Origin of the sequence: Pseudomonas sp. PICF141 (assembly GCF_002286815.1) — a bacterium.
Classification (GTDB): Bacteria; Pseudomonadota; Gammaproteobacteria; order Pseudomonadales; family Pseudomonadaceae; genus Aquipseudomonas.
The window spans coordinates 1-22,331 of record NZ_MUNM01000011.1 but is presented as its reverse complement, the minus strand read 5'-3'; the positions used below and the strand labels follow the sequence as shown (position 1 = coordinate 22,331).

The 22,331-nt window shown below is 59.4% G+C and carries 14 protein-coding genes and 1 rRNA gene; 4 read left to right on the top strand and 11 right to left on the bottom strand.

The window, feature by feature from the left end:
* A 5S ribosomal RNA gene (gene rrf, locus BZL43_RS00625) occupies positions 1-98 on the top strand; the annotation flags it as partial.
* An 86-nt stretch (positions 99-184) separates the two neighbouring features.
* Here the strand turns inward: rrf and BZL43_RS00620 are convergent.
* The 4 genes from BZL43_RS00620 to BZL43_RS00605 all read right to left on the bottom strand — a co-directional run bounded on the left by BZL43_RS00620 (position 185) and on the right by BZL43_RS00605 (position 5,535).
* Positions 185-1,360, bottom strand: a complete 1,176-nt coding sequence (locus BZL43_RS00620; protein WP_095630541.1) for a PepSY domain-containing protein — start codon at positions 1,358-1,360, stop codon at positions 185-187.
* 71 nt (positions 1,361-1,431) lie between these two features.
* Positions 1,432-3,933: a TonB-dependent siderophore receptor gene (locus BZL43_RS00615; protein WP_095630540.1), complete on the bottom strand. Its 2,502-nt coding sequence runs from the start codon at positions 3,931-3,933 to the stop codon at positions 1,432-1,434.
* Positions 3,934-4,021: 88 nt separating this feature from the next.
* On the bottom strand, positions 4,022-5,035 hold the full coding sequence (locus BZL43_RS00610; protein ID WP_095630539.1) for a FecR domain-containing protein: 1,014 nt from the start codon (positions 5,033-5,035) through the stop codon (positions 4,022-4,024).
* Positions 5,035-5,535 carry a sigma-70 family RNA polymerase sigma factor gene (locus BZL43_RS00605; protein WP_095630538.1) on the bottom strand — a complete coding sequence of 167 codons (501 nt, stop codon included), beginning with the start codon at positions 5,533-5,535 and terminating at the stop codon, positions 5,035-5,037. The genes BZL43_RS00610 and BZL43_RS00605 overlap by 1 nt, the downstream gene beginning before the upstream one ends.
* Positions 5,536-5,834: 299 nt before the next feature.
* Here BZL43_RS00605 and BZL43_RS00600 point away from each other — a divergent pair, with 299 nt between their 5' ends.
* Positions 5,835-7,715: a methyl-accepting chemotaxis protein gene (locus BZL43_RS00600; protein WP_095630537.1), complete on the top strand. Its 1,881-nt coding sequence runs from the start codon at positions 5,835-5,837 to the stop codon at positions 7,713-7,715.
* 135 nt (positions 7,716-7,850) lie between these two features.
* On the opposite strand, the gene BZL43_RS00595 is transcribed toward BZL43_RS00600, so the two are convergent.
* From BZL43_RS00595 to BZL43_RS00575, 5 genes are all read right to left on the bottom strand, one after another.
* The gene (locus tag BZL43_RS00595) at positions 7,851-8,321 is read right to left on the bottom strand and encodes an SRPBCC family protein (RefSeq protein ID WP_095630536.1); all 471 of its coding nucleotides are present in this window, start codon (positions 8,319-8,321) and stop codon (positions 7,851-7,853) included.
* A 29-nt stretch (positions 8,322-8,350) separates the two neighbouring features.
* Positions 8,351-11,785 carry a non-ribosomal peptide synthetase gene (locus BZL43_RS00590; protein ID WP_095630535.1) on the bottom strand — a complete coding sequence of 1,145 codons (3,435 nt, stop codon included), beginning with the start codon at positions 11,783-11,785 and terminating at the stop codon, positions 8,351-8,353.
* 11 nt (positions 11,786-11,796) lie between these two features.
* Positions 11,797-12,729, bottom strand: coding sequence for a diiron oxygenase (locus tag BZL43_RS00585; RefSeq protein WP_095630534.1), 933 nt, complete (start codon positions 12,727-12,729; stop codon positions 11,797-11,799).
* On the bottom strand, positions 12,726-13,502 hold the full coding sequence (locus BZL43_RS00580) for a DUF3050 domain-containing protein (protein WP_095630533.1): 777 nt from the start codon (positions 13,500-13,502) through the stop codon (positions 12,726-12,728). The genes BZL43_RS00585 and BZL43_RS00580 overlap by 4 nt, the downstream gene beginning before the upstream one ends.
* Before the next feature lie 687 nt (positions 13,503-14,189).
* Positions 14,190-14,879, bottom strand: a complete 690-nt coding sequence (locus BZL43_RS00575) for a GntR family transcriptional regulator (RefSeq protein WP_095630532.1) — start codon at positions 14,877-14,879, stop codon at positions 14,190-14,192.
* A gap of 199 nt (positions 14,880-15,078) precedes the next feature.
* On the opposite strand from BZL43_RS00575, the gene lapG reads away from it, so the two are divergent.
* Together lapG and lapD are read left to right on the top strand one after the other, a co-directional pair.
* Positions 15,079-15,771 carry a cysteine protease LapG gene (lapG, locus tag BZL43_RS00570; RefSeq protein WP_095630531.1) on the top strand — a complete coding sequence of 231 codons (693 nt, stop codon included), beginning with the start codon at positions 15,079-15,081 and terminating at the stop codon, positions 15,769-15,771.
* A gap of 14 nt (positions 15,772-15,785) precedes the next feature.
* Entirely contained in the window at positions 15,786-17,732 is a 1,947-nt protein-coding gene (lapD, locus tag BZL43_RS00565; protein ID WP_095630530.1) for a cyclic di-GMP receptor LapD, read from the top strand.
* Positions 17,733-17,987: 255 nt separating this feature from the next.
* Here the strand turns inward: lapD and BZL43_RS00560 are convergent, their stop codons facing one another.
* Both BZL43_RS00560 and BZL43_RS00555 read right to left on the bottom strand, forming a co-directional pair.
* Positions 17,988-18,326, bottom strand: a complete 339-nt coding sequence (locus BZL43_RS00560) for a hypothetical protein (protein ID WP_018930300.1) — start codon at positions 18,324-18,326, stop codon at positions 17,988-17,990.
* Between the two features lie 147 nt (positions 18,327-18,473).
* Positions 18,474-22,331 (bottom strand): S-layer family protein (locus BZL43_RS00555; protein WP_095630529.1); only part of this gene is annotated, 3,858 nt, incomplete at its 5' end.

The window sequence follows — 22,331 nt, the reverse complement described above, 5'->3', positions numbered from 1 at the left end:
TTGGAACCACCTGATCCCATCCCGAACTCAGCAGTGAAACGATGCATCGCCGATGGTAGTGTGGGGTTTCCCCATGTGAGAGTAGGTCATCGTCAAGATTGATTCCAAAACCCCTGTTTGCTTATGCAGACAGGGGTTTTGTCTTTCTGGGCTATAGAAATCCAGATCCTGGAGGGAATCGGATTCAGGTCTTGCGCGCCTTGCTGCTCCTTCGTGCCAGCAACTTGCGCCACCAGATATAGATGCCCGTCACTGATAACACTGCAATCAAAACACCTAGCACCGCGATCATCACTTGCCCGGTGAGCCCAATGATCCGTCCTCCGTGTATCGGCAATTGGAGGCGATAAAAACGTTCTCCCAAAGTGCCTTGTCCTGCAATTTCCTGCCCCAGTAAACGACCGTCCGTGCCGTGGAAGAATAGCCAGGATTTCCCATGGGCTTCGGTATCATGTTGCCCAAACCCTGCTCCATAAAAGTTGTACTCAAAGCTGTAATACAACTCTCCGATTGCAGCGGTCAGCCCCAGCTTTTGCCCTTCTTGTAACGCACGTTCATAAGCCTGTTGATAACTCAGCCGCGTAACTCCCAATTCTTCGGCAGGCATGCCTCCGCGGGCCTCGTAAACGCTCGGCTCAATTGGCGAGAACAGTGAAACCGCAGGCTTGAAAACCTGGCTCGGCAGGTTCATGGCGACACTACTGATCGCAATCGGTAGCAATAACACCCAAAGCCACAAACCACCTGCCCGATGCAGGTCGAAATTTAGCCGGTAGGCATGCCCACCCTTGATCTTCCAGGCCGTCGACCATTTCTTCCAGAACGGTTTCCCACGAGGAAGCGTCAGCCAAAGCGCAATGAAACAATCGACAACCCAGGCGATCGCGACCAATCCCATTAACAACAATCCCCAGTTATCCGGCAGAACCAGGTTGTAGTGAAACTCCAGGAAGAAAGGGATGAAGTTCTCCCTTTGAAAGCAGCATTTTCCCCAGAACCGCTGCCCTTTCTGTTCGCCATTGACCGGGTCCAGATAGAACACCTGATTGGGATCGGCAAAAGGTTTTCCGGTTGCAGGGTCATTGCGAGGTACCGCGGCCAGCAATGCGGTATGGCCCGCTTCTGACGGGTACTCCATGTACCAGACTTGCAGCCTCGGATGCTCCGCTTGCAGCTTGTCGACCAAAGTGCCGGGCGGCAAACGCTGACCTTCGGCAGACGCTGAATAAAACCCCGGATTGAGCCACTCATCCAGCTCATGATTGAACGCCAGGATGCTGCCCGTAAGTCCGGCCATCAGCAGAAACAGCGCGGTCGCCAGACCAATGTAGCGATGAAGTAAAACCATAAATGCACGCATGGAATTTTCCTGCAGAGACGACAAAGCCAGCCCATGGATTCAGGGGCTGGCTTTTTTTGGATAACCAGTCGTTAGAACTGGTAGCTCACGGTAGCGGCGACATTGCGCTCTTCACCCAGGTAGCAGAAGTTCAGGCTGGCGCAGGAGGCCACGTAGGACTCATTGGTCAGGTTGTTCGCATTCAAACGAACGTCAACGCCCTTCAAACCCACCTTGCCCAGGTCATAGCCGACAGACGCATCGAACAATGTGTAGGACGGCACCTTCAGGGTGTTTTCCGCGTCGGCCCAGCTGTAGCCGACGTAACGCACGCCGCCGCCCAGGCGCAGGCCATCAAGCGCAGCGCTGTTGAATTTGTAGTCTGCCCATACCGAGGCCATATGACGTGGCGCCTGAGTCGGCGAGTTGCCCTTGTTCTCGATCACGTCGGTTGCCGTGCTCAACGTACTGATCATCGACTTCGAATATTCGATGTCGGTGAAGGTGTAGCTGCCGAGCACTTTCAGGTTATCGGTCAGCTGCATGTGCGCTTCCAGTTCCAGGCCTTGGGAGCGGACGGCGCCTACAGCGCGATAGAAGTTTTCCTGCGGCAGTTTGGTCGCCAGGTTTTCCTGATCGATGCGGAACAGCGACGCCGTGAACAAGTTGTCGGTGCCTGGTGGCTGGTACTTCAGGCCCACTTCCCACTGGGTGCCATCGGTCGGTGCCAGAGGATTGCCGGCGCTGTCGGCGTAGGAGTTTGGGTTGAACGACTCGGAGTAGCTGATGTACGGCGCAACGCCGTTATCGAACAGGTACAACGCCCCCGCCCGGCCAGTCAGCTTGGTGCGTTTGTCACTGATTTCCGTGCCCGCAGGGCGTCCAGCTTCAGCCAGCCGATTTTCATCGGAGGTTTCAACCCAGTCCTGACGCAGGCCCAAAGAGAAGCGCCACTTATCCATCTCGATCAGGTCTTGCAGGTAAACGCCGGTCTGTTCCAGGCGCCGCAGATAGCTGGTCGGGCTGTAGAAGTCGATGGCTGAATTGCCGTACACCGGATTGAACGCATCGATCGGCGCAAGACCGCCACTGGTCCAGTCGACGACTGTCTTGCGCCGCTGGTAGTCCGCGCCCATCAGCACGGTGTGTTTGGTTGCGCCAGTGAAGAACTCGGCTTGCAGCATGTTATCGACGATGAAGGCGTGGAGCTTTTCGTCGCCACCGGTGTAATAGCGATTCAACTCGTTGCTGGTGGGCGAGGTCCAGCCATAGGCATACACCTGATCGATCTTCACCTTGGAGTCGAGATAGCGGAAGTTCTGCCGCGCGGTGAAGACGTCATTGAAGCGGTGTTCGAACTGATAGCCGAAGGACTGTTGATCACGCTGGAAGCCATCAATGCCCGGTTCGCCTTCGAAGAAGTCTGGGGAGATTCGATTGCCGTTGCGTTGATGGATCGTGCCATCGGCCGGAACGCCGCCGTGATAGCCGCCGTCGGGATCGTGTTGCAGATAGGCTTGCAGCGTCAGGGAGGTATCTTCGCTGAAATCGATGCTCACTGTTGGCGCCAGGGCGAAGCGCTTTTCCTTGTTGTGGTCAAACTGTGTGTCGGACTGATCCGCCAAGCCTGTCAGGCGATAGGCGATACGCTTGTCATCATCCACCGGCCCGCTGAAGTCAAAACCCATGCCGCGCTGGCCTTGGGTGCCCACCGTGGCCTGGACCTGACGGTAGGGCTCATACAACGGTTTCTTGCTGGTCAACGCCACCAGCCCGCCTGGCGAGCTGCGACCGTAGAGCACCGACGATGGCCCTTTGAGAATATCGACTCGCTCGAGGAAATACGGGTCTACCTGCATGGTGCTGTAGGTGCCGCTGTCGCCCATGGATTTGAGGCCATCGAGATAGATGTTATCCACCGAGCCGTCATTGAAACCACGCATCGCCACGTAGTCGTAACGGTGGGTCGCGCCATAAGGGTTGGTCAGCACGCCCGGGGTGTAGCGCATCGCCTGGGACACGGTTTGCGAGCCTTGGTCGTCCATTTGCTCGCGGGTCACCACGGACACGCTTTGTGAGGTTTCCAGCAGCGCGGTACTGGTCTTGGTGGCGATCTGGCTGTGCGTTGCGTTGTAGCCATCCATGCTGCCCAGCGCGTTACCCAGGGCGAAGCCTTTGATGTCGGTGGCAGGCAGTGCCAGGGCTTCGGTTTCTGCGACGGGCCGCAGCACATAACTGCTGCCATCCTGACTGACGGCCACAAGCCCTGTGCCGTTGAGCAAATGGCTCAACGCCTGATCCGCCGAATAGTCGCCCTGTAATCCCGGCGATTGAAGGCCCTGAGTTTGAGCTGGGGTCGTGGACAGCGTGATGCCCGCCTGACGCGCGAATTGATTGAGCACATCGCTCAAGGGGCCGGCGGCGATGTTGTAGCGGTGGCTACTGGCTTCGCTGCCCTGTGCTGCAACGCCAAGTGACGGCGACAGGCCGATACCCAGTGCGGTCGAGAACAGCGCCGCGCGAATGGCGTGGCGCAATACGCCTGATTCCGGGGCGAAATGGGAAGGGTTCTTACAGGTGGCGCGCACAGTCATTGTAGATTTCCGTAGGAAGTCGCTGAAGGCAGAGTTGAATTACTTACTGACTAAGCCGGACTTGTTCCGAAAACCCGCCAAAAATAATTCAGGCCTCTCGCTCCAGCGTCACCCACCAGCGAGTGCGATAGCGTACTTGTACCGCCAGGGTTTGCGGCAGGATGGCCAGCAGCTTGTCGGTGTCGTCGAGACGGAAAACCCCGGACAGCCGCAAGTGGGCAATGTCGACCGCGCAGGTCAGATAACCCGGACGGTAACGCCCGACTTCATTAATGAAGTCTCCCAGGCGCATGTTGCGGGTGACGATCAGGCCGTCGACCCAGGCGCCAGCATCCATGTCCTGCGGCGGTGCCAACTGCGCTCGACTCCGATCGATCAGGTAACTCTGCCCGGCCTGCACCTGAGTCGGCAGCCCATCGGCGGCCCGTGGCGAATGGATGGCGACTGTGCCGCTGGTGACGCTGAGCCGCGTGCAGTCGGCGTCCTGACGAACGATGAAGCGCGCCGCCACACTTTCGAACACGCCGTGACGGCTTTGCACCCGCAACGGTCGATCAAACGAAACCCCTTCACTTGCCTCACCGCATGTCACGACGATCTCGCCGCGAGTCAGTTTGATCAGGCGCTGTTGCGCGGTGTAGTCCAGGTCCACCGCGCTGGCGGTGTTGAGCTCAAGGCGCGTGCCATCCGGTAACTGGAAACCGCGTCGCTCGCCCGTGGCGGTGGCGAAGTCGGCGGTCCACTGTTGCCCGCCGATCACATCCTTGCCCAACCAGGCCGCCGAACCCATCAATAACGCGCCCGACAGCAGCTTCAATGCCTGGCGTCGCCCGAGTCCTTGTGCGCTGTTTTCCAACGTGTTGAAAGCGACTTGAGCGCCGGGCACCGCGCGCAGAGTGCTGCTCAACTCGGCCTGCAAGGACTGCACCCGTTGCCAGGCCAGTTCGTGTTCATGGTGTTCCGCCCGCCAGACGTCGCATTGTTGGCGCAGGCTGGGATTGGTCGCGTTGTTACGCAGGCGCAGCAACCAATGAATGGCTTGTTTGACCACCTGCTGATGGGGCGCGCTGCGACGGGTCAGCGCTGAGTTATCCGCAGGCATCACGCTTCGTACCGCAGCACGTAGCAGTGATACAGCGCGTCGGCCACATAACGTTCCACTGAACGCAGGGATAACCCCATGTGTTCGGCGATCTGCTTGTGGGTAAGTCCTTCGCACTGGGCCAGCAGAAATGCCTGACGCACTTTCGGCTTCAGGCCTTCCAGCATGCGGGCGATGCTTTCCAGCAATTCGAGCACCAATGCCCGCGCCTCGGCGCTCGGGGTTTCGGCCTCGGGCAAATGGGCAATGGTTTCCAGGTATGCGCGTTCGATTTCCTCACGACGCCAATGGTCGATCACCAAGCCGCGAGCAATGGTTCTTAGAAATGCGCGGGGGGCTTTGAGCTCCAGGCGTTCGGTCCTTTGCAGCAACCGGACGAATGTGTCCTGAGCCAGATCCGCCGCATCGGCCGCATTGCCCAATCGCGCACGTAGCCATGCGTTGAGCCACCCGTGATGACTGCTGTAAAGCGCCTGTACTGCAAACTCAGGTGAAGACATGAACGCGACAGCCCGACGTCACAAATGATAATTAGTCGCATTGTCATCAAGGGTCGGAAAATTTGCAACTGCCCTTCGAACAACCACCCACAAATACGGCTATTCGAACGCTCTAGCACGCCGTTCGGCGGGTATCTGACGTGTTTCGTACAAATTCCTAAGATTTCTCCAGCTCGTGCCGACAGACTGGTGAGACATGCGTGCACCAAAGTAGAGCGGCCCCAGAATGCCGTCTGCGCGGTTACATGGAATGTTGAAACCGGAACGCATCCCCACTTTTTGCATAAGAAGCCCATGAAATGAATCTCAAGTTCAGCCATAAAATCCTGCTGGCCGCTTCAGGCGTCGTGGTGCTGGCTTTTGCGTTGTTCACTTTGTACAACGACTATCTGCAGCGAAACACCATTCGCCAAAACCTCGAGTCTTCCGTCGAGCAAGCCGGCGAGCTGACCGCCAGCAGCGTGCAGAACTGGATGAGCGGCCGCGTCTTGGTCCTGGAAAATCTCGCGCAGAACATCGCTCATCAAGGTGCCGATGCTGATTTCCCGGGGCTGGTCGATCAACCGGCCCTCACCTCGAACTTCCAGTTCACCTACGTCGGGCAGGCCAATGGTGTGTTCACCCAGCGCCCTGACGCGAAGATGCCGGACGGCTACGATCCGCGTCAGCGCCCTTGGTACAAGCAAGCCGTGGTCGCCGACAAGACCATGCTGACCCCGCCTTACATGGCCGCGGTCGGCGGGTTGGTGGTGACCATCGCCATGCCGGTGAAAAAGCAAGGCGAACTGCTGGGCGTCGTCGGCGGCGATCTGAGTCTGGAAACCCTGGTGAAGATCATCAACTCGGTGGACTTCGGTGGCATCGGTCACGCGTTCCTCGTCAGCGCCGACGGTCAGGTGATCGTCAGCCCGGACAAGGACCAGGTGATGAAGAACCTGAAAGACATCTATCCGGGCTCCAGTGTCCGTATCGGCAAAGGCAATCAGGAAGTAGAACTGAACAAGCAGGACCGCATCCTCTCGTTCACGCCGGTGAGTGGGTTGCCGAATGCAGAGTGGTACATCGGTCTGTCAATCGACAAGGCCAAGGCCTATGCACCACTGAGCCAGTTCCGCACCTCAGCGCTGATCGCGATGTTCATTGCCGTGACTGCCATTGCCGTGCTGCTGAGTCTGCTGATTAGTGTGCTGATGCGTCCGCTGACCACGATGGGGCGTGCGATGCAGGACATCGCTCAGGGTGAGGGCGATCTGACCCGTCGCCTCGTGGTGCAAAGCAAAGACGAATTCGGCGAGTTGGGCGGCTCTTTCAACCAGTTCGTGGAGCGGATTCACGCGTCGATTAGCGAAGTGTCTTCGGCGACCCGTCAGGTGCATGACCTGTCGCAACGGGTGATGGCATCGTCCAACGCTTCGATCATCGGCTCCGACGAACAAAGCGCCCGCACCAACAGTGTGGCTGCTGCGATCAACCAATTGGGCGCCGCCACCCAGGAAATCGCCCGCAACGCCGCCGATGCTTCGCAACATGCCAGCGGCGCGAGCGAACAGGCTGATGACGGCCGTCAGGTGGTGGAGAAAACCATTTTGGCCATGACCGAGTTGTCACAGAAAATCAGCCTGTCCTGCACGCAGATCGAAACCCTGAATGCGAGCACTGACAACATCGGCCACATTCTCGATGTGATCAAAGGCATCTCTCAACAGACCAATTTGCTGGCGCTCAACGCGGCCATCGAAGCGGCCCGTGCCGGTGAGGCTGGTCGTGGTTTTGCGGTGGTGGCGGACGAGGTGCGCAACCTGGCTCATCGCACCCAGGAATCGGCGGAAGAGATCCACAAGATGATCAGCTCGCTGCAGATCGGTTCTCGCGAAGCGGTGACCACCATGAACGCCAGTCAGGTCTCCAGCGAGCAAAGTGTCGAAGTGGCGAACCAGGCCGGTCTGCGACTGGTCAGCGTGACCCAGCGCATCGGCGAAATCGACGGCATGAACCAATCGGTGGCCGCAGCGACCGAAGAACAGACCGCCGTGGTGGAAACCCTCAACGTCGACGTCAACCAGATCAACCTGCTGAACCAGCAGAGCGTGGCTAACCTCAATGAAACATTGAAGGATTGCGATGCATTGTCTCAGCAGGCCAATCGGTTGAAGCAGCTGGTTGATAGTTTCAAGATCTGATTGAGGTCAGTTGAACCGCGTTATCGTTCAATCGCGGGCAAGCCCGCTCCCACATGGTTTGTGTCGTACACACATCCCCGGTGGGAGCGGGCTTGCCCGCGATTGCGGTAGATCAGTCACCGCCAGAATGAAGCCTTACACAAACAGCTTCAACACATTCCCCATCGCATCATCGGCAAACCCCTGAAGGAAATCCTTGAACCCCGGCAGGGCTTTGGCACCGCCCTGAGCCGGTTCGGCGATGATGGTCCAGATCGCCCGCGACTTGCCTGCTCCCAAGGATTCAACGCTCATCGCCGCCCATAAATTGCCTATGCCCAAGGTGTTGTAGATGAGGGTCCAGGTCATGTTCAGTGCCTGGTCGTCCCGGGAGTTGAGCTGCTCGACCACCAGGTGATTGTCGTCCTTGAAGAATTTTTTGCGCAGCGACGACACGCCTTCGCCCGTCATCTCGATGTGCGACAGCGCCGGAATGAAACGATCGAAGCCGGCAAAGTTACCGACCACCGCCCAGACTTTCGCCGCATCGACCGGTACGTCCACCGAAGATACGACGTGGCAGCCGTGAGGATTTTTGATCAGGGTATCGGGTTGCAGAGTATTCATGGTTTTGCTCCGTGCAGGTTCAGGGTGAATCAGATGAAGTTGATTTCTTTGAGGTAGTCGCAGCCGCGCCGCAGCAGCGCCGGGGATTTTTCCGGGTAGCGCGCCCCCATCTGCCGCACACCGGCCTGGGCGTTGTCGTGGCCGATCATCGAGATGTCGCCGATGTCTTCTTCGAAGCCGTTGAGGTAGAAACCCAGCACGCCGAACAGCGCGTTGTCGCTGTCGACCCGGCCCAGTTGCTGCTGCCAGTCGGCGACGCTGACCATGGAGAATTCCCGACCGGCCTCGCGGAATGACGCTACGTAGGAATCCCAGCCCAGGGGCTCGGGATTGTGCAGGTTGAACACGGCTTTTTCGGCCTGGTAACGGCTGGCGTGGAAGGCAATGAAACGGGCGAGGAAATCCACTGGCATCAGGTCGAAATTCAGCGCCAGTTCCGGCACTTGGCCGAGCTGAATCGAGCCCTTGAGCATCAGCATCAAGCGATTTTTGTGGGGCTGGCAGACGCCGCTGAGGCTGTTGAAGCTGATGTTGCCGGGGCGATAGAGATTGACCCGCACCCCACGCTCCCGCGCCCGTTCGAGGATCCGCTCGCCGACCCATTTGGACAGGTTGTAGCCATTCTTGATGTAGATCGGCGGTGTCTGCGCGGCGGGCAACTCCAGCACCCGGCCGTCGTCGGAAATCGTGCTGGACGCCGAGAGCGTCGAGACGAAGTTGAAGATCTTCTTGCTGCGCCCTTCACACAGGCGCAGGCACTCGAAAATCGGCTCGACGTTATCCCGCGCCAACGACTCGTAATCGAGCACGTGATTGACGTTGGCGGCGTTGTGCACCAGCGCGCCGAAGGTGCGGTCGATGCGCGCGTATACGTCATCCGGCAAGCCCAATTGCGGTTGGGTGATATCGGCGGCGTAAACGCTGACCCGGCTCAGGTCCAGATGGGTGAGACGATTATCCCGCAGGGCCTGGGCGAAACGTTCGGCCGCGCTTTGTCCGCCGGACTCACGCACCAGGCACGCGACCTCGGTGGCGCCCCAGGCCAGCAAAGCCTCGACGATGTGTACACCGAGAAAGCTGTTGGCACCGGTCACCAGCACTTTATGCACATCACCGCACTGGCTGATCGGTAGCGGATCGAGGTTGAGTTCGGCTGCGGCATCGATGAAGGCCTGGGGGCTGAGCGTTGAAGCGGCGCTTTGCTCGGGGCCATCGAGCAGCTTGGCGAGGGTCCGCAATGTGGGCGCTTCGATGAAGCGATTGATCGACAAACTGCGACCGAACACCTGGCGGATGCTCAGCAGCAACTGCGACAACAGAATCGAATGCCCGCCCAGGTTGAAGAAGCTTTCGTCGGTGGCAATCTCCTCGACCGGCAGCTCAAGCAATTCGGACCACAACTGACGCAATTGCATCTGCATCGGGGTCTGCGGCTGGCACCGCTGACTGGCGACCTGGACCTGTCCCGAGGTTGCGAGCAGAGCCCGTCGATCGACCTTGCCGTTACTGGTGTAAGGCAGGCATGGCAGTTCAATGTAGGCGCCGGGATGCATGTAGCCGGGCAGCGTGTTTTGCACATGCTCGCGCAAGGCCGAGAGGGCGGTGCCAGGCTGCTCTTGCCTGGGGTGAACCAGGTACGCAAGGATCCGTCGCCGTTCATCGACCACCACGGCCACCTGACGAAACAGCTGGCTTTCGCGCAGGCAATGCTCGATTTCCTCGGGCTCGACCCGAAACCCCCGGATCTTCACCTGGTTATCACGACGGCCACTCAGCTCGATCCCGTCATCGGTCCACTGGCCGATATCGCCGGTGCGATAAACACGCAAAGTCTGCCCGTTGGGCAGCGTCAGGTTGAGGTAGCGCGCCGCCGTCAGCGCTGGATCATTCAGATAACCCAGGCCGACACCCGGCCCGGCGATGTACAGCTCGCCGGGTGTGCCTTGAGGCACTGGTTGCAGTTGCTCATCGAGAATCAACACCCGGGCATTGGCGATGGGGATGCCGAGATTGCGATTGCTGTCGCCGACGCAAAATTGCCGCGTGGTGGCCAACACCGTGGTTTCGGTGGGGCCATAAATATTGTGGAATCGGCACTGCGGTGCGAGCTGCTCGATCACGAACGGCTCGCAGACATCGCCACCGGTAATCAGGTGCTCAAGACCCAGCGGTGCTTGCAGCGGCATGACGCTCAGTAGCGCCGGAGGCAGGAAGGCGTGGGTCACGTGCTGCCCGCCAATCAACTCGACCAATTGCTGTGGATCGCGGCGCTGGTCGTCGCTGGGCACCACCAGTCGTGCGCCTTGGATAAAGGTCGGCAGGATATCCAACAGCGACGCGTCGAAATTGATGGTGGAAAACTGCAGCGACCGACTGTTGCGCTGTAACCCGACATGATCGGCGTACCAGGCACAGAAATGGCTGAGGTTGCGATGGCTGAGCAACACGCCCTTGGGCTGGCCAGTGGTGCCGGAGGTGTAGATCGCCACGGCCGGTTCGTCGATATTCACCGTGCGGCGGATCAGCGAGGCCGGGAGACCGGGTTTGGGCGAAGGCAGACGGCGAATGTCCAGCATCGGCAGCGAGACGTCGCCCAGATCGCTGGCGCCGTCGTGCAACAGCAAATCTGCGTTGGCGTTTTCCAGAATGAAGCGCCGACGTTGTGCCGGATGCTGCGGGTCAAGCGGCAGGTACACCGCGCCGTAACCCAGCACCGCCAGAATCGCCGCGTACAGCTGCGGCGACTTGGGCAGGCACACGCCGATCACCACCGGGCGGTCGGTTGCGCTGCGATGGCGCAGCATGTCCAGCATCGGTTGTTGCAAGCTCAGCGCCAGGCTGCGTAAGGACTTGTAATCGACGAGCAAACCATCGACCCACAGGGCCGGTCGCGTTGCGTCATCGAGCATGCGCTGCTCAATGCTGTGCATCACCGGTACTTGGGCGGCGGCCAGCAGCCACGGCACAGCAGGCGCATTTTGGCGGTGTTCGAAGGCCAGCATCTCCAGTGCATCAAGCCCATGCAACAGTGGCTCGGCAGCGCCGATTTCCACTGTGGGCCAATGATCGAAACAGGCCTCATCCCGGGAAAACTGGCTGACCAGCCATGCGCCGCTTTCGCCTACCGCTGCCAGTGTGCGCAGGCGCAGCGACTGGCCGTTGCCGCTGCTTTCAGGCGCGACGGGCTGGCACCACAACAGCCGTTGCGCTCCGTCGCGAAAAACCACCACGGGTTGCGCCAACGTCTCATCCGCCAGGGCATCGAATGACACGCGCACCTCCAGGCGAGAGCGGGCCTGGAGGCCGTGGCAGGGTACCGTTCCGTCGTCGATCAACACATCTACCGGGCCGTGACTGACCGGCGATTCAATACGCACGACACCATGGCCGTGCCGTTCAAGTTCAAGGGCCAGTTCGGCCATTGCCTGGCTGCGGCCAGACACTGCAATTTCGAGGCGTCTCATGGGGCGGATCCTCAGGGGGTCAAATAATCGGCCAGGGCGTCGCGCACGCAAGGGGAGGCGAGCATCGAACTGCTGCGAAAGAAGCGCGTGATGTTGCCCACCAGCGGATGAAACCGGTTGATGGGGTAGGCCAGCGCACTGGCGTCTTCACGCAAGGACTGGCGCACCGATTCGTCGACAGGCAGGTGAGCGATCAGCTCGAAGTCGAATGCCTGCTGCAGATCGCTCGCCAGATACTGGGCGATAAAACCCGGCATCAGTCGCGCTATCGCGTGGCGGTCCTCTTCGGGGGCGCCGTGCCAGTAAATCTGCACCAGCCGCGTCCAGAAACCGGCATGACGCCCCTCGTCCATAAGGTGATCGGCCATCAAACCCTTGATCGAAGCCTTGACCGAATCGTCCCGGGCGAAGGCCGCCACTTCGTTGGTCACGGTGTTTTCAGCAATGGCGATGCAGATCAGCTCTACGGCGCTGAGCAAGTGCTTCGGTGCCCGGGCCAGCGTCGCCGGTACCGCGCGGCTGAGTTCGATCTGCATGGGCAACGGGATTGGTGCGATGCCGGTCATGTCGATGGTCTGCTGCATGAAATCCATCGCCACCAGAGCGTGGTAATCCTCGTCCACCACGACCGTCATCGCGTCGTAGCGGCAGGCGAACGGGAACTCGATGCCGAAGCTGTTCTTGGCGATGCGGCGGGCGGTGTTGTCCACCAGCTCGGTCTCGAAAATCACCACGTCGTTGATGAATTTGTAGAGGCTCTGCACCAGCACAAAGTCGCGCAGCTGCGGGCAGTGGCTGAGAAAGGTCTGGCTGTGCACCAGGGGTTGGCGGCTCATGGGAAAGATCAGCTTGTCGTCGTCTTCGAGCCGGCGCCGGGGTCGGGTGCGGATCGTGGCGCGGCTTTCCCAGGCGTCAGCGAAAGATTGGTAGTGGATGGCATTCATGGCGTCACCTGCGCAACCGGTTGGGTCATGCTCTGGCGCAGGCCATCCCACAGGGCGGCGCGGCTTTGGACGGCGGCGAGCGCGGCGGCCAGAACTTCGGTTTCACGCTGCGGGTCGCCATCGATCAGCCGTGCCAGCAGTTTTTCCGCCGCCGGGCCATGGTCTTCGGAATCGACTTCGATGTGCCGTTGCAGGTAGTAACGAAACGTCGGCGCTTGATCCAGGCCAATGCCCCAGGCATCCAGCATGCGCTGAAACATTTGCGGAATGACGCTTTCCCGACCGTGCACGAACGCGGCAGCCACGCTGTGTGCCGGAGCGTGCAAAGCGGTGTGCAGGGTCTGGCGAACGAACCGGGCCGCCGCCGGTTCAATCTCGACGCTGTCCAGCGCAGTCTCTGGGTTCACGCCCTCCTGTTGCAGCGTGATAAACCGTTCAATGGCTCGCGTGTCCGCGCCGATTTCACGCATGGCGTCCAGATACAGTTCGAAGTGACTGCAATACCCCGCCCCCGGGCGGTCATCCGTTTCCTCGCCCAGCACGATTTCGTTGATCAGACGTGCAGCTTGCGGGTCCGCCGGCGGCAGCCAGGGCAGGTGGACACACGTGAGTTCACGTTGCAGCCGTTTGGTCAGCGACATGAAGTCCCACACTGCAAAAACATGGCTTTCCATAAACCGGCGCAATAAGTTAATTGATGTTATTTCAGAAAAAACAGGGTGTTGACCCAGTTCAAGTTTTTTCAGAGAAAGTTGTTCTTTAGTGGGCTGCATATGAACGTCCTCATCAATGTTGTTTGTCGGCAAAGTCACCCGTTTTTTATAAAGGGCGAGCGGGTGCCTGAACCGAAATCCATGAAATGCCAAAGTTGTTTAAATATTCGCTCTCTGAAGGCTGATGCCGGCTTGCAGGTCATGCCTGGTGGGCCTTTGCCGAAAGAAGGAGCGGTCGATAACGACTCGACGAAGAAAAAACTAATACACGAAACAAGTAGGCGGCAAGCGATATTTTAATTATTTGAAGTTGATGATTTATTGGGCGTGAAGTGGCCTTGTAAAACTTTTTATATAAGTTTTATTGAGGCGAAGTGGCTCCTTCCGATTTGTATTCATCAGAATTGAATAGATTGAGTGAATGCCTCACTCAGAGCACTTCAGGGAACAGGGAATCAAGATGTGATGTTTTATGGGCGGGACGTCGGTCGGACTTCCGATTATCCCGCCTGTTGGCGCCGCTCCTTGCGTATTGGCTTCGATTCGCCTGGTTTTTCTGTCAGGCGCTGACTTCTTTGGTCTGTTTGAATCGATAAACGCAAGAGTGAGCCTAAATCAATGGCAGTGCCATTGATCTGATGGCGGCGAGCGGTCGCGCACACGGCTTCGCCGCGCCAGGCAAGAGCGGACATGGAGAAAGGGGAATATGTAAGAAAGTGATACGCCGGCCAGGTCGCCGGCGAGCCGTCAACGTTTCGTTTGTTCCAGATACCGCCGCATGGTGGCGGAGGCTTTTTCCAGATGCTGCTCCAGCAAGGCAACCGCTTTATCGATGTCTTTGGCCATCACGGCTTTGAGCAGTGCGCGATGATCGTCTTGGGTGAGTTTACCCAGCCCCATGGACGACAGATGAAAGCGCAGGAAGCGCTCTTCTTCGTTGAGCTCGCGCTCGATCAGGGCAAGAAGCTTGCGGTTAGGTGCCTTGTGGTAAAGCGACATGTGAAACAGCCGATTGAGTTTGCCGATCTCGGCATAATCGGTTTGCGCTTCCAGTTGCTCGATATATTGGGCCGACCGCGCCAGATCGCTGTCATCGAGCAGCGGAATGGACAGGCGCAAAGCGAAAGACTCCAGCACTGAGCGCAAGGCGTAGGTCTCGACCGCATTGTTGTCGATCAGCGGGGCCACCACAGCACCTTTGTGCTGGATCACATTAAGCAGTGACTGCGCCTCCAGCTGGCGCAATGCCTCGCGCACCGGCATACGGCTTACGCCGAACAGGTCCGCCAATTCCTGCTGGCGCAGGGCAGTACCCCGAGGCAAGCGTCCGTCCAGGATGGCCGCGCGCAGGGTTTCTTCGATTACTGAGCGTGCCAGATGAGCGGGAATCGGCCCGTTGACCTTGATACTGCTGAGAGGGCTAGGCTTCTGTGTCACGACAAACGCACCCTGTTTGGCTGATAAATTCTGGATCCAAATGGACCCTAGTGACTGGCTGACAGGTTGTCAAACGGGCAAAAGATCGCATTACCTTAAAGTCTAGCGTGCCGACGGTGATCTCACCGTGCCATTGTCTTTTGCCGGGCTAACCTGCACCATCAACCGACTTCCACCTGCCGACCCTGGATGCCCCGCATTGGCGGTACGTTTCGCGATCCCTCGGATTTTGCTCTGGCCAGGCTGCGCGCTGCTACTGGCCGGCGTAATGCTGGGCGGGCTGCATGCCGACTGGGATTTTTCGCTGATCAGCCGCCGCGCGCAGGCATTGTACGGGCCTTTGGGTGAAGGGCAGCAGCGCATCGATGCCTGGCAGCAATTGCTGGCCACGCAGAAGCAGATAGACGAGCTGGAACAGCTCAACGTGGTCAACCGGTTCTTCAACAAGCAGATGCACTACGAAGAAGATATCGATCTGTGGCATGAGGTCGATTATTGGGAAACGCCGATCGAAGGCTTATGGAAAGGCGCCGGTGACTGCGAAGACTACGCTATCGCCAAATATTTCAGCCTGCGCCGTCTCGGTGTTTCCAGTGACAAGCTGCGTATCACCTACGTCAAGGCATTGCGCCTGAACCGCGCGCACATGGTGCTGACCTACTATTCGAGCCCGGAAGCCATGCCTTTGGTGCTCGACAGCCTGATCGACGCGATCAAGCCTGCCAGCCAGCGAACCGATTTGCTGCCGGTCTACTCTTTCAATGCCGAAGGGTTGTGGTTGCCGGGTGCCAAGGGCAACAAAAAGGTCGGAGACACCAAGCGCCTGTCCCGCTGGCAGGATGTATTGAAGAAAATGCAGGCCGAAGGTTTTCCGGTCGAGACGACTAATTAGGAGCACGCGCTCAGATGTCTTTGTTCAAACAGCTGTTGATCGCTATCTGTCTGTTCCTGGTGGTCGCCTTCACCGGCAGCTTCATGGTCAGTCTCGAAAGCTCGCGTACCCAATACGTCAACCAGTTGCGCTCCCACGCCCAGGATGCAGCCACGGCGTTGGCGCTGTCCCTGACGCCGAACATCGACGACCCGGCAATGGTCGAGCTGCTGGTCAGTTCGATCTTCGACAGCGGTTATTACGCGAGCATCCGTGTGATCGATCTGACCAACGAGGAGACGCTCGTCGAGCGCAGCGGCATTGCGACGGTCACCAACGTGCCGGACTGGTTCGTCAATCTGATCGGCCTGGAACCGGCCGGTGGTGACGCGCTTGTCAGCCGTGGCTGGGAGCAGGCCGCGCGGGTCGAGGTGGTCAGCCATCCGATGTTCGCGTTGGCCAAGCTGTGGCAGAGCGCGTTGGGCAGCCTCGTCTGGCTGCTGATCTGTGGCGCGGTGAGTGCGGTGCTGGGCGCGCTGTTGCTGCGCCGGCAACTGAAGCCGCTCGATTACATGGTCAAGCAATCCCACGCCATTGCGCGCCGCGAATTCCTCAGCTTGCCCGAACTGCCGCGTACCCCGGAACTGCGGCGGGTGGTGCAAGCCATGAACCAGATGGTCGAGAAGCTCAAGGCGCTGTTCCAGGAGCAAGCCGAACGCAGTGAAAAATTGCGGGCCGAATCCTATCAGGACAACCTGACCGGCTTGGCCAACCGGCGTTATTTCGAGATGCAGTTGAACGCGCGAGTGAGCAATCCCGAGCAGGCCAGTTCTGGCTATTTGCTGCTGTTGCGGGTCAAGGATCTGGCGGGTTTGAACCAGCGGTTGGGCGGTCAGCGTACTGATGAGTTGTTGCAAGCGGTGGGCGAGCAGTTGTCCCGTGAGTGCGCCAGGTACCCGGAAACCCAAAACCTTGTCACGCGCATTCGTGGCGGTGAATTCGCCGTGCTGGCGCCGGGGCTGGTGCGCGAAGAAGCGCTGCAACTGGCGAGCAACCTCGACAGTGCCTTGGCAAGCCTGCATGCAACGGGCGCCACGGACGTGGCGACGGTCGCCTCGATCGGGCTGGCGCCGTTCGCCCATGGCGACTCGCCGCAAGCGGTGATCGGTTTGGCCGACCAGGCACTGGCCCAGGCGGAAAGTCAGGGCGAACCGAGCTGGGCGTGTCTGGATCAAGGCGCGTCGACGCGGGGTGGCGATGATCACCATGCCTGGCACACCTTGCTCGATCAGGCGTTGAATCAGCAGCGTTTCGAGCTGTACTTCCAGCCGGTGGTGGCCAGTCAGGACACGCAGTTGGTGCTGCATTACAAAGTGCTGTCGCGTTTGTTCGACGAGCAAGGCCAAACCATTCCCGCCGGGCGTTTCCTGCCCTGGCTCGAGCGTTTTGGCTGGACCGCGCGGCTCGATCGTTTGATGCTGGAACTGGTGCTCGAACAAATGGCCGGGCATGACGAATCGCTGGCGCTGAACCTGTCTTCGGCGACCCTGGCGGATCCGCAGGCGCTGAACAAAGTATTCGAAATCCTGCGTCAGCATTCGAGTTTCGGCGAGCGACTGACCCTGGAAATCGGCGAAGAACAATTGCCCGAGCAAACAGTGCTGGAGCAGCTGACACGGCGTTTGCGCGAGCTTGGGTTCTCGTTGAGCCTGCAGCGTTTTGGTGGACGTTTCAGCATGATCGGCAATCTGGCGCGGCTGGGGTTGGCGTACCTGAAGATCGACGGCAGTTACATCCGGGCGATTGATCAGGAGAGCGACAAGCGGCTGTTCATCGAGGCGATTCAGCGGGCGGCGCATAGCATTGATTTGCCGCTGATTGCCGAGCGGGTCGAGACTGAAGGGGAGTTGGCGGTGATTCGTGAAATGGGGTTGTATGGGGTTCAGGGGCAGTTGTTTGGTGAGCCGAAGCCTTGGCAGTAGCCCACTGATCGTTCCCACGCTCTGGGCGTGGAATGCAGCCTGTGAGGCTCCGTCATAACGGTGTCAGGCGCAACGTCGGCGGTGTGGCGGGAACGTGAGGTAGCACAGATGATCGTTCCCACGCTCTGCGTGGGAATGCAGCCCGTGACGCTCCGCGTCACAATGGTGCCAGACGCAACGTCGGCTGTGGGCTGGAACGCGGAGCGTCCCTTGAGGCATTCCCACGCAGAGCGTGGGAACGATCGGCGTCGGGCGTTAGATCAACCCTGTCTCATCATCATCGATCAATTGGCTCAACCCGCCCAACGCTTCACGGGCCTGGGTCCGGTCCATCAGCTTGGCTTGCGCAGCCGGCGGCAGGTCGGTGACGCGGATCACACCTTTTTGAGTCAATACCTGAATCAAGTCGTCGAGTACCCGGATCATCTCCAGGTCGCTCTGCTTGAGCTGCTTGAGGCTGGTCTCAACCACTTCATGGGCAAACCAGGCCTGGATTTCATGGTGATCGGCCGGCAGCGTTTCCGTGGCCTCGGCGTAGGCCGTGGCTTCCACACGCACCAACTGACCTTGCGCATCGCGTTGCACGTAAAACATTGAGCATCCCTCGGAAATGGACCAGCGTCGTGCTGTCAGCAGCATAGGCCAACGCAGGCGAGTATGCGGTGCGACGACCAAATCGTCACCCGTGAGGTGGGCGCAAACGTGACGGCCGCCCGGTCTGGGCGGCCGCCAGCTTGTGGATCAGCTGTTGTTGTGATCGACCTTGATGGTCGGGTCACTGCCGGCGATCAACGAGTTGATGCTGGCACTGGACCAATTGTTGCCTTCCAGTTTGATCGTCACGTCCGGGGTGGCTGCTGCGGCGTCGGCACTGTTGAACTTGCCACCGGAGCTCACCTGCAGAGACGACACACCATCCACCGTGGTGATTTTCAGGAAGTTATCAATGGTGCTGCCGGTTTCGCCCTGCAACAGATCACGCAGGTCGATGCGGTCGCCTTCGCTGGCCTTGAAGTCCTTGATCACGTCGCTGCCGGTGTCGCCGGCCTTCCAGATGAAAGTGTCGGCACCCGAACCGCCAATCAGCATGTCGTTGCCTTGACCACCGACCAACGAGTCATTGCCGCTGCCACCCAGCAGAATGTCATTGCCCTTGCCGCCATCGAGGAGGTCATTGCCACCCTGGCCGAAGAGAATGTCATTACCCGCGCCACCCAGAAGCGTGTCATTACCATCATGAGCGCCAGAGACGTCGAACTCGGTGTAGTGCTCGGTGATGTATTGGTGCACGTTGCTGGTGGTGACTTTGCTGACATCGACGCCGGTCTGCTGGGCCACGTATGCCTGCATGGCCTGATAACCCTCGCCGGCAATGCCGTTGAAGCTCACCAGATCGCCGAACAGAAGGTCGTTGCCGTCACCGCCGTTGACCGTATCGGCGCCCGGCATTGTCGATTCGGTATGGCCGATGATCGAGTTGGCCAGGTCTTTCGGGTCGATGTTGGTTTGCGGCGTTTGATCCGAATCGTACGGCTTGAGATCGCCGAGGGTGACGTCTTTGTTCAGGCCGATGGCCTCCACCGTCGACACGTTACTCAGCAATGTGAAACTGCTGGTGGAATTGTCGATGGCGATTGAATCGGTGTAGCTGCCGGTGCCATCGCGATAGGACAGTTCGTACGTGCCGTTACCCTCGGCATGGAGGGTGCCCAGGTCAGAACTGTGCCAGTTGCCCTTTTTATTCTGAGTCATCAACGTGACATTGCCAGCGCTGTCGATGGTCAGGGAGTGAGTGCTGTCCAGGTCAACGGAATAAGTCTGCCCCAATTTGTAATTGGTGGTAGTGATGACGTCATCGAGCGTCACATTGCCGTACAAGATCGGGTTGGTCTCTTCACCGCTCTGGTAGTAGGTCGGCTTGCCATCGGTGATGAAGTACGTGAGGTTCTTCGCGCCGGTGTTGGCCATCGCATCGGCACTCTTGAACCAGTTGGCCGTGGTTTTGAACACGTCCTCGTAGTTGGTGCCGCCGCCGGACGACATCGAGTCCAGCACGGATTTGAGCAAGGTCAGGGCGTTCGGGTCGTTCAGGTTCACCGACACTGATTTGTTGACCTTGTTATCGAAGTCCGCCAGGAAGATGTTCACCGTCCCGGAGTTGTTACCCATGCTTTGCTTGAGGGTGTTGAACACCGCAGTCAGCGAATCCTTGGCGGCGCTGATCGAAGAAGCGCTCATGCTGCCCGAGCTGTCGACCATGAAGGCGATGTTGTAGTTGGTGCCCGGCACCACGGTCAGCCCGCCGATGTCGGCGACCATGATGTCGTTGCCGTCGGTACCGGTGATAGTGTCGTTGGCGGCAGTGGCCGTCACCGCGTTATAGACCGACGGGTAAACCGTGACCGGGATCTGCGCGGTACTCGGTGCCGAACCGCCATGGGCTTCGGTGGATGTCGATGTCACGGTCAGGGTGAACTGGCCGTTGTAGTACGGCGGCGGGGTGATGGTCAGCGTGCCGAGGTTCCAGCCGGTGACGTTGGCTTCACCGTTGGTGGTGGTGAAGGTGTGGCCCGCGCCATCGCTGAGCACCGAGCCCTCCGGCATGCCGCTGATCTTCACGCTCAGGCTTTCAGAGCCGTCGGTGTCGGTCAGTGCCGTTTTGATCGCGGACAGATGAACGCTGGTGCCTTCGGCACCTTCGTTGAGTTTGTAGCCGTCGTAGTAGCCTTCGCCATTGGTGCCGTGCAGGTCGGAAACCGTCACGCCAAAAGCGGCCAGATCCGTCACGCCGGTGTACAGCGGCACGCCGGCACTGCTCAAGTCGACCGCCGCACCGCCGTTGACCGACAGGTTGACGTCATAGCTGCCCGGGCCGCTCTGATTGTGGTGGTAGATATCCAGGGTGTAATAACCGCTGGTGGTCGGGATGAAGGAACCGTTCAGGTTTCCGCCCGCGCCCCAAGTGATTGCGGCCACGTTTTTACCGCCGACGGTCACCAACAGGCTGTCGTCACCGGAGCCGCTGAAGGTGTACGTCTTGCCGGCTTCGAGGTAAATCAGACCAGAGGTTTTCGAGGCGGTGCCGGCCGTGACGCCACCATTGGATTGCACATTGGTCACGGTGCCGCTGGAGTTCGGTGTACCCGCGCCGTCGATGACCGATTTCAGCGTGCTGGAAGACGCGCCGCTGCCATCGGTGCCAAGGCCCGACAGACCGGTCCAGACTTCCTTGATCAGCCCGGTGGATTTGACGCTGTTGTCCGCGACGCTCAGGGATGGCGCGTCGGCAACCGGCGTGATGTCGATTTTCACCGTGCCGGTGCTGCCCAGCAACTGACCGTCGGTTGGCTGGAACTTGATCTGTGCGTAGTCCGCCTGATTGTTGCCCAGGCTGCTGCCACCGTAACCATCGATGCCCGATTCATTGGCATCTGGCGTGAAGCGCAACTTGCCGGCGTCGATATCGGCCTTGCTGAAGGTCTGGTTGGTGGCCACGTCTTTCCAGGTCGCCCCGTCCAGGTACTGCAACTTGCCATCGCCCGGCAGCTGAGTGATTTTCACCCCCAGGTTGGCGGTTGCGCTGTCGACATCGCTGACGCCGAAGGTCGACCAGCCGAGGATCAGCGGGGTGTCTTCGGTGCCGGTGACGTTAACCGGTGCAGCGGTCGGCGCCTCGTTCACAGCCACCACGTTGACGGTGGTGGTCGCGGTGTTGGAGTAGTTGCTGCCATCGGTCACCGTCACGGTGATGATCCGCGGCACGGTGCTCGGATCTTCACTGCTGTTGGTGAAGCTGATGTTTTTGATCTGCTGCATGTAGTCGGCCAGCGTCGCGTTGCCCGACAGGGTCAGGGTAACGGTGCCATCCTGGCTGTTGGCGTTGATGCTGATGCCATTGATGCTGTTGCCCAGGTTCAGCGCATCGCCCGGCTGACGGTTGGTCAGCACGATGGTCGCACCGGTCAGCATCGTGCTGTCCGGGTCGGTGATGCTCAGGTCGGTGTCGCCGATCGACACGCCCTGGCCGGTGGTGCCTTCAGTGAAGGTCACGTTGTAGTTGGCCCCGGTGCCGCCGCTGGAGTTGTTGGCGTCCAGGTCGAGAACTGGCGCGGCATCGTTGTCGATGATCGAGGTGCTGACGCTACCGTTGGTGGCGCTGACTGCGAGGTTTTCGAAGTTGCCGCCGGTGGCCGAGTCGATCTTGACCACGAAGTTCTCGGTGCCTTCGGTGAGCTTGTCATCCAGCGTCGCGACGTCGAAACTCGCGCTGCTGGCGCCCGCGGGGATTTTCACGGTGTACACGCCGGTGAAGTCCGAACCGTCGGCGGCGGTGCCGCTGTAGACGATTTTCAGGGTCACTTCAGTTTGCGCCGGGTGAGTCAGGCTGACGGTGTAGCTGGCAGTCTGGCCTTCGGTGACCGAGGTGCTACCGCTGATGCTGGCTTCGGTTTTGTCGATCGTGTCGGTAACAGTCGTGACCGCAGCAGTGTTGCTGGTGACCAGATTTTCGAAGTTGCCGCCGGTCGCGCCAGTGATGGTTGCTTCGACGGTGCCGGCGTCTTTGTAGACGTCGTCTTTCGGTGCATCGATGGTCACGGA

What these genes read in the sequence shown, in the direction of transcription:
- BZL43_RS00620 (WP_095630541.1), bottom strand. Translation starts at nt 1,360, where the DNA reads ATGCGTGCATTTATGGTTTTACTTCATCGCTACATTGGTCTGGCGACC.
- BZL43_RS00615 (WP_095630540.1), bottom strand. Translation starts at nt 3,933, where the DNA reads ATGACTGTGCGCGCCACCTGTAAGAACCCTTCCCATTTCGCCCCGGAA.
- BZL43_RS00610 (WP_095630539.1), bottom strand. Translation starts at nt 5,035, where the DNA reads ATGCCTGCGGATAACTCAGCGCTGACCCGTCGCAGCGCGCCCCATCAG.
- BZL43_RS00605 (WP_095630538.1), bottom strand. Translation starts at nt 5,535, where the DNA reads ATGTCTTCACCTGAGTTTGCAGTACAGGCGCTTTACAGCAGTCATCAC.
- BZL43_RS00600 (WP_095630537.1), top strand. Translation starts at nt 5,835, where the DNA reads ATGAATCTCAAGTTCAGCCATAAAATCCTGCTGGCCGCTTCAGGCGTC.
- BZL43_RS00595 (WP_095630536.1), bottom strand. Translation starts at nt 8,321, where the DNA reads ATGAATACTCTGCAACCCGATACCCTGATCAAAAATCCTCACGGCTGC.
- BZL43_RS00590 (WP_095630535.1), bottom strand. Translation starts at nt 11,785, where the DNA reads ATGAGACGCCTCGAAATTGCAGTGTCTGGCCGCAGCCAGGCAATGGCC.
- BZL43_RS00585 (WP_095630534.1), bottom strand. Translation starts at nt 12,729, where the DNA reads ATGAATGCCATCCACTACCAATCTTTCGCTGACGCCTGGGAAAGCCGC.
- BZL43_RS00580 (WP_095630533.1), bottom strand. Translation starts at nt 13,502, where the DNA reads ATGCAGCCCACTAAAGAACAACTTTCTCTGAAAAAACTTGAACTGGGT.
- lapD (WP_095630530.1), top strand. Translation starts at nt 15,786, where the DNA reads ATGTCTTTGTTCAAACAGCTGTTGATCGCTATCTGTCTGTTCCTGGTG.
- BZL43_RS00560 (WP_018930300.1), bottom strand. Translation starts at nt 18,326, where the DNA reads ATGTTTTACGTGCAACGCGATGCGCAAGGTCAGTTGGTGCGTGTGGAA.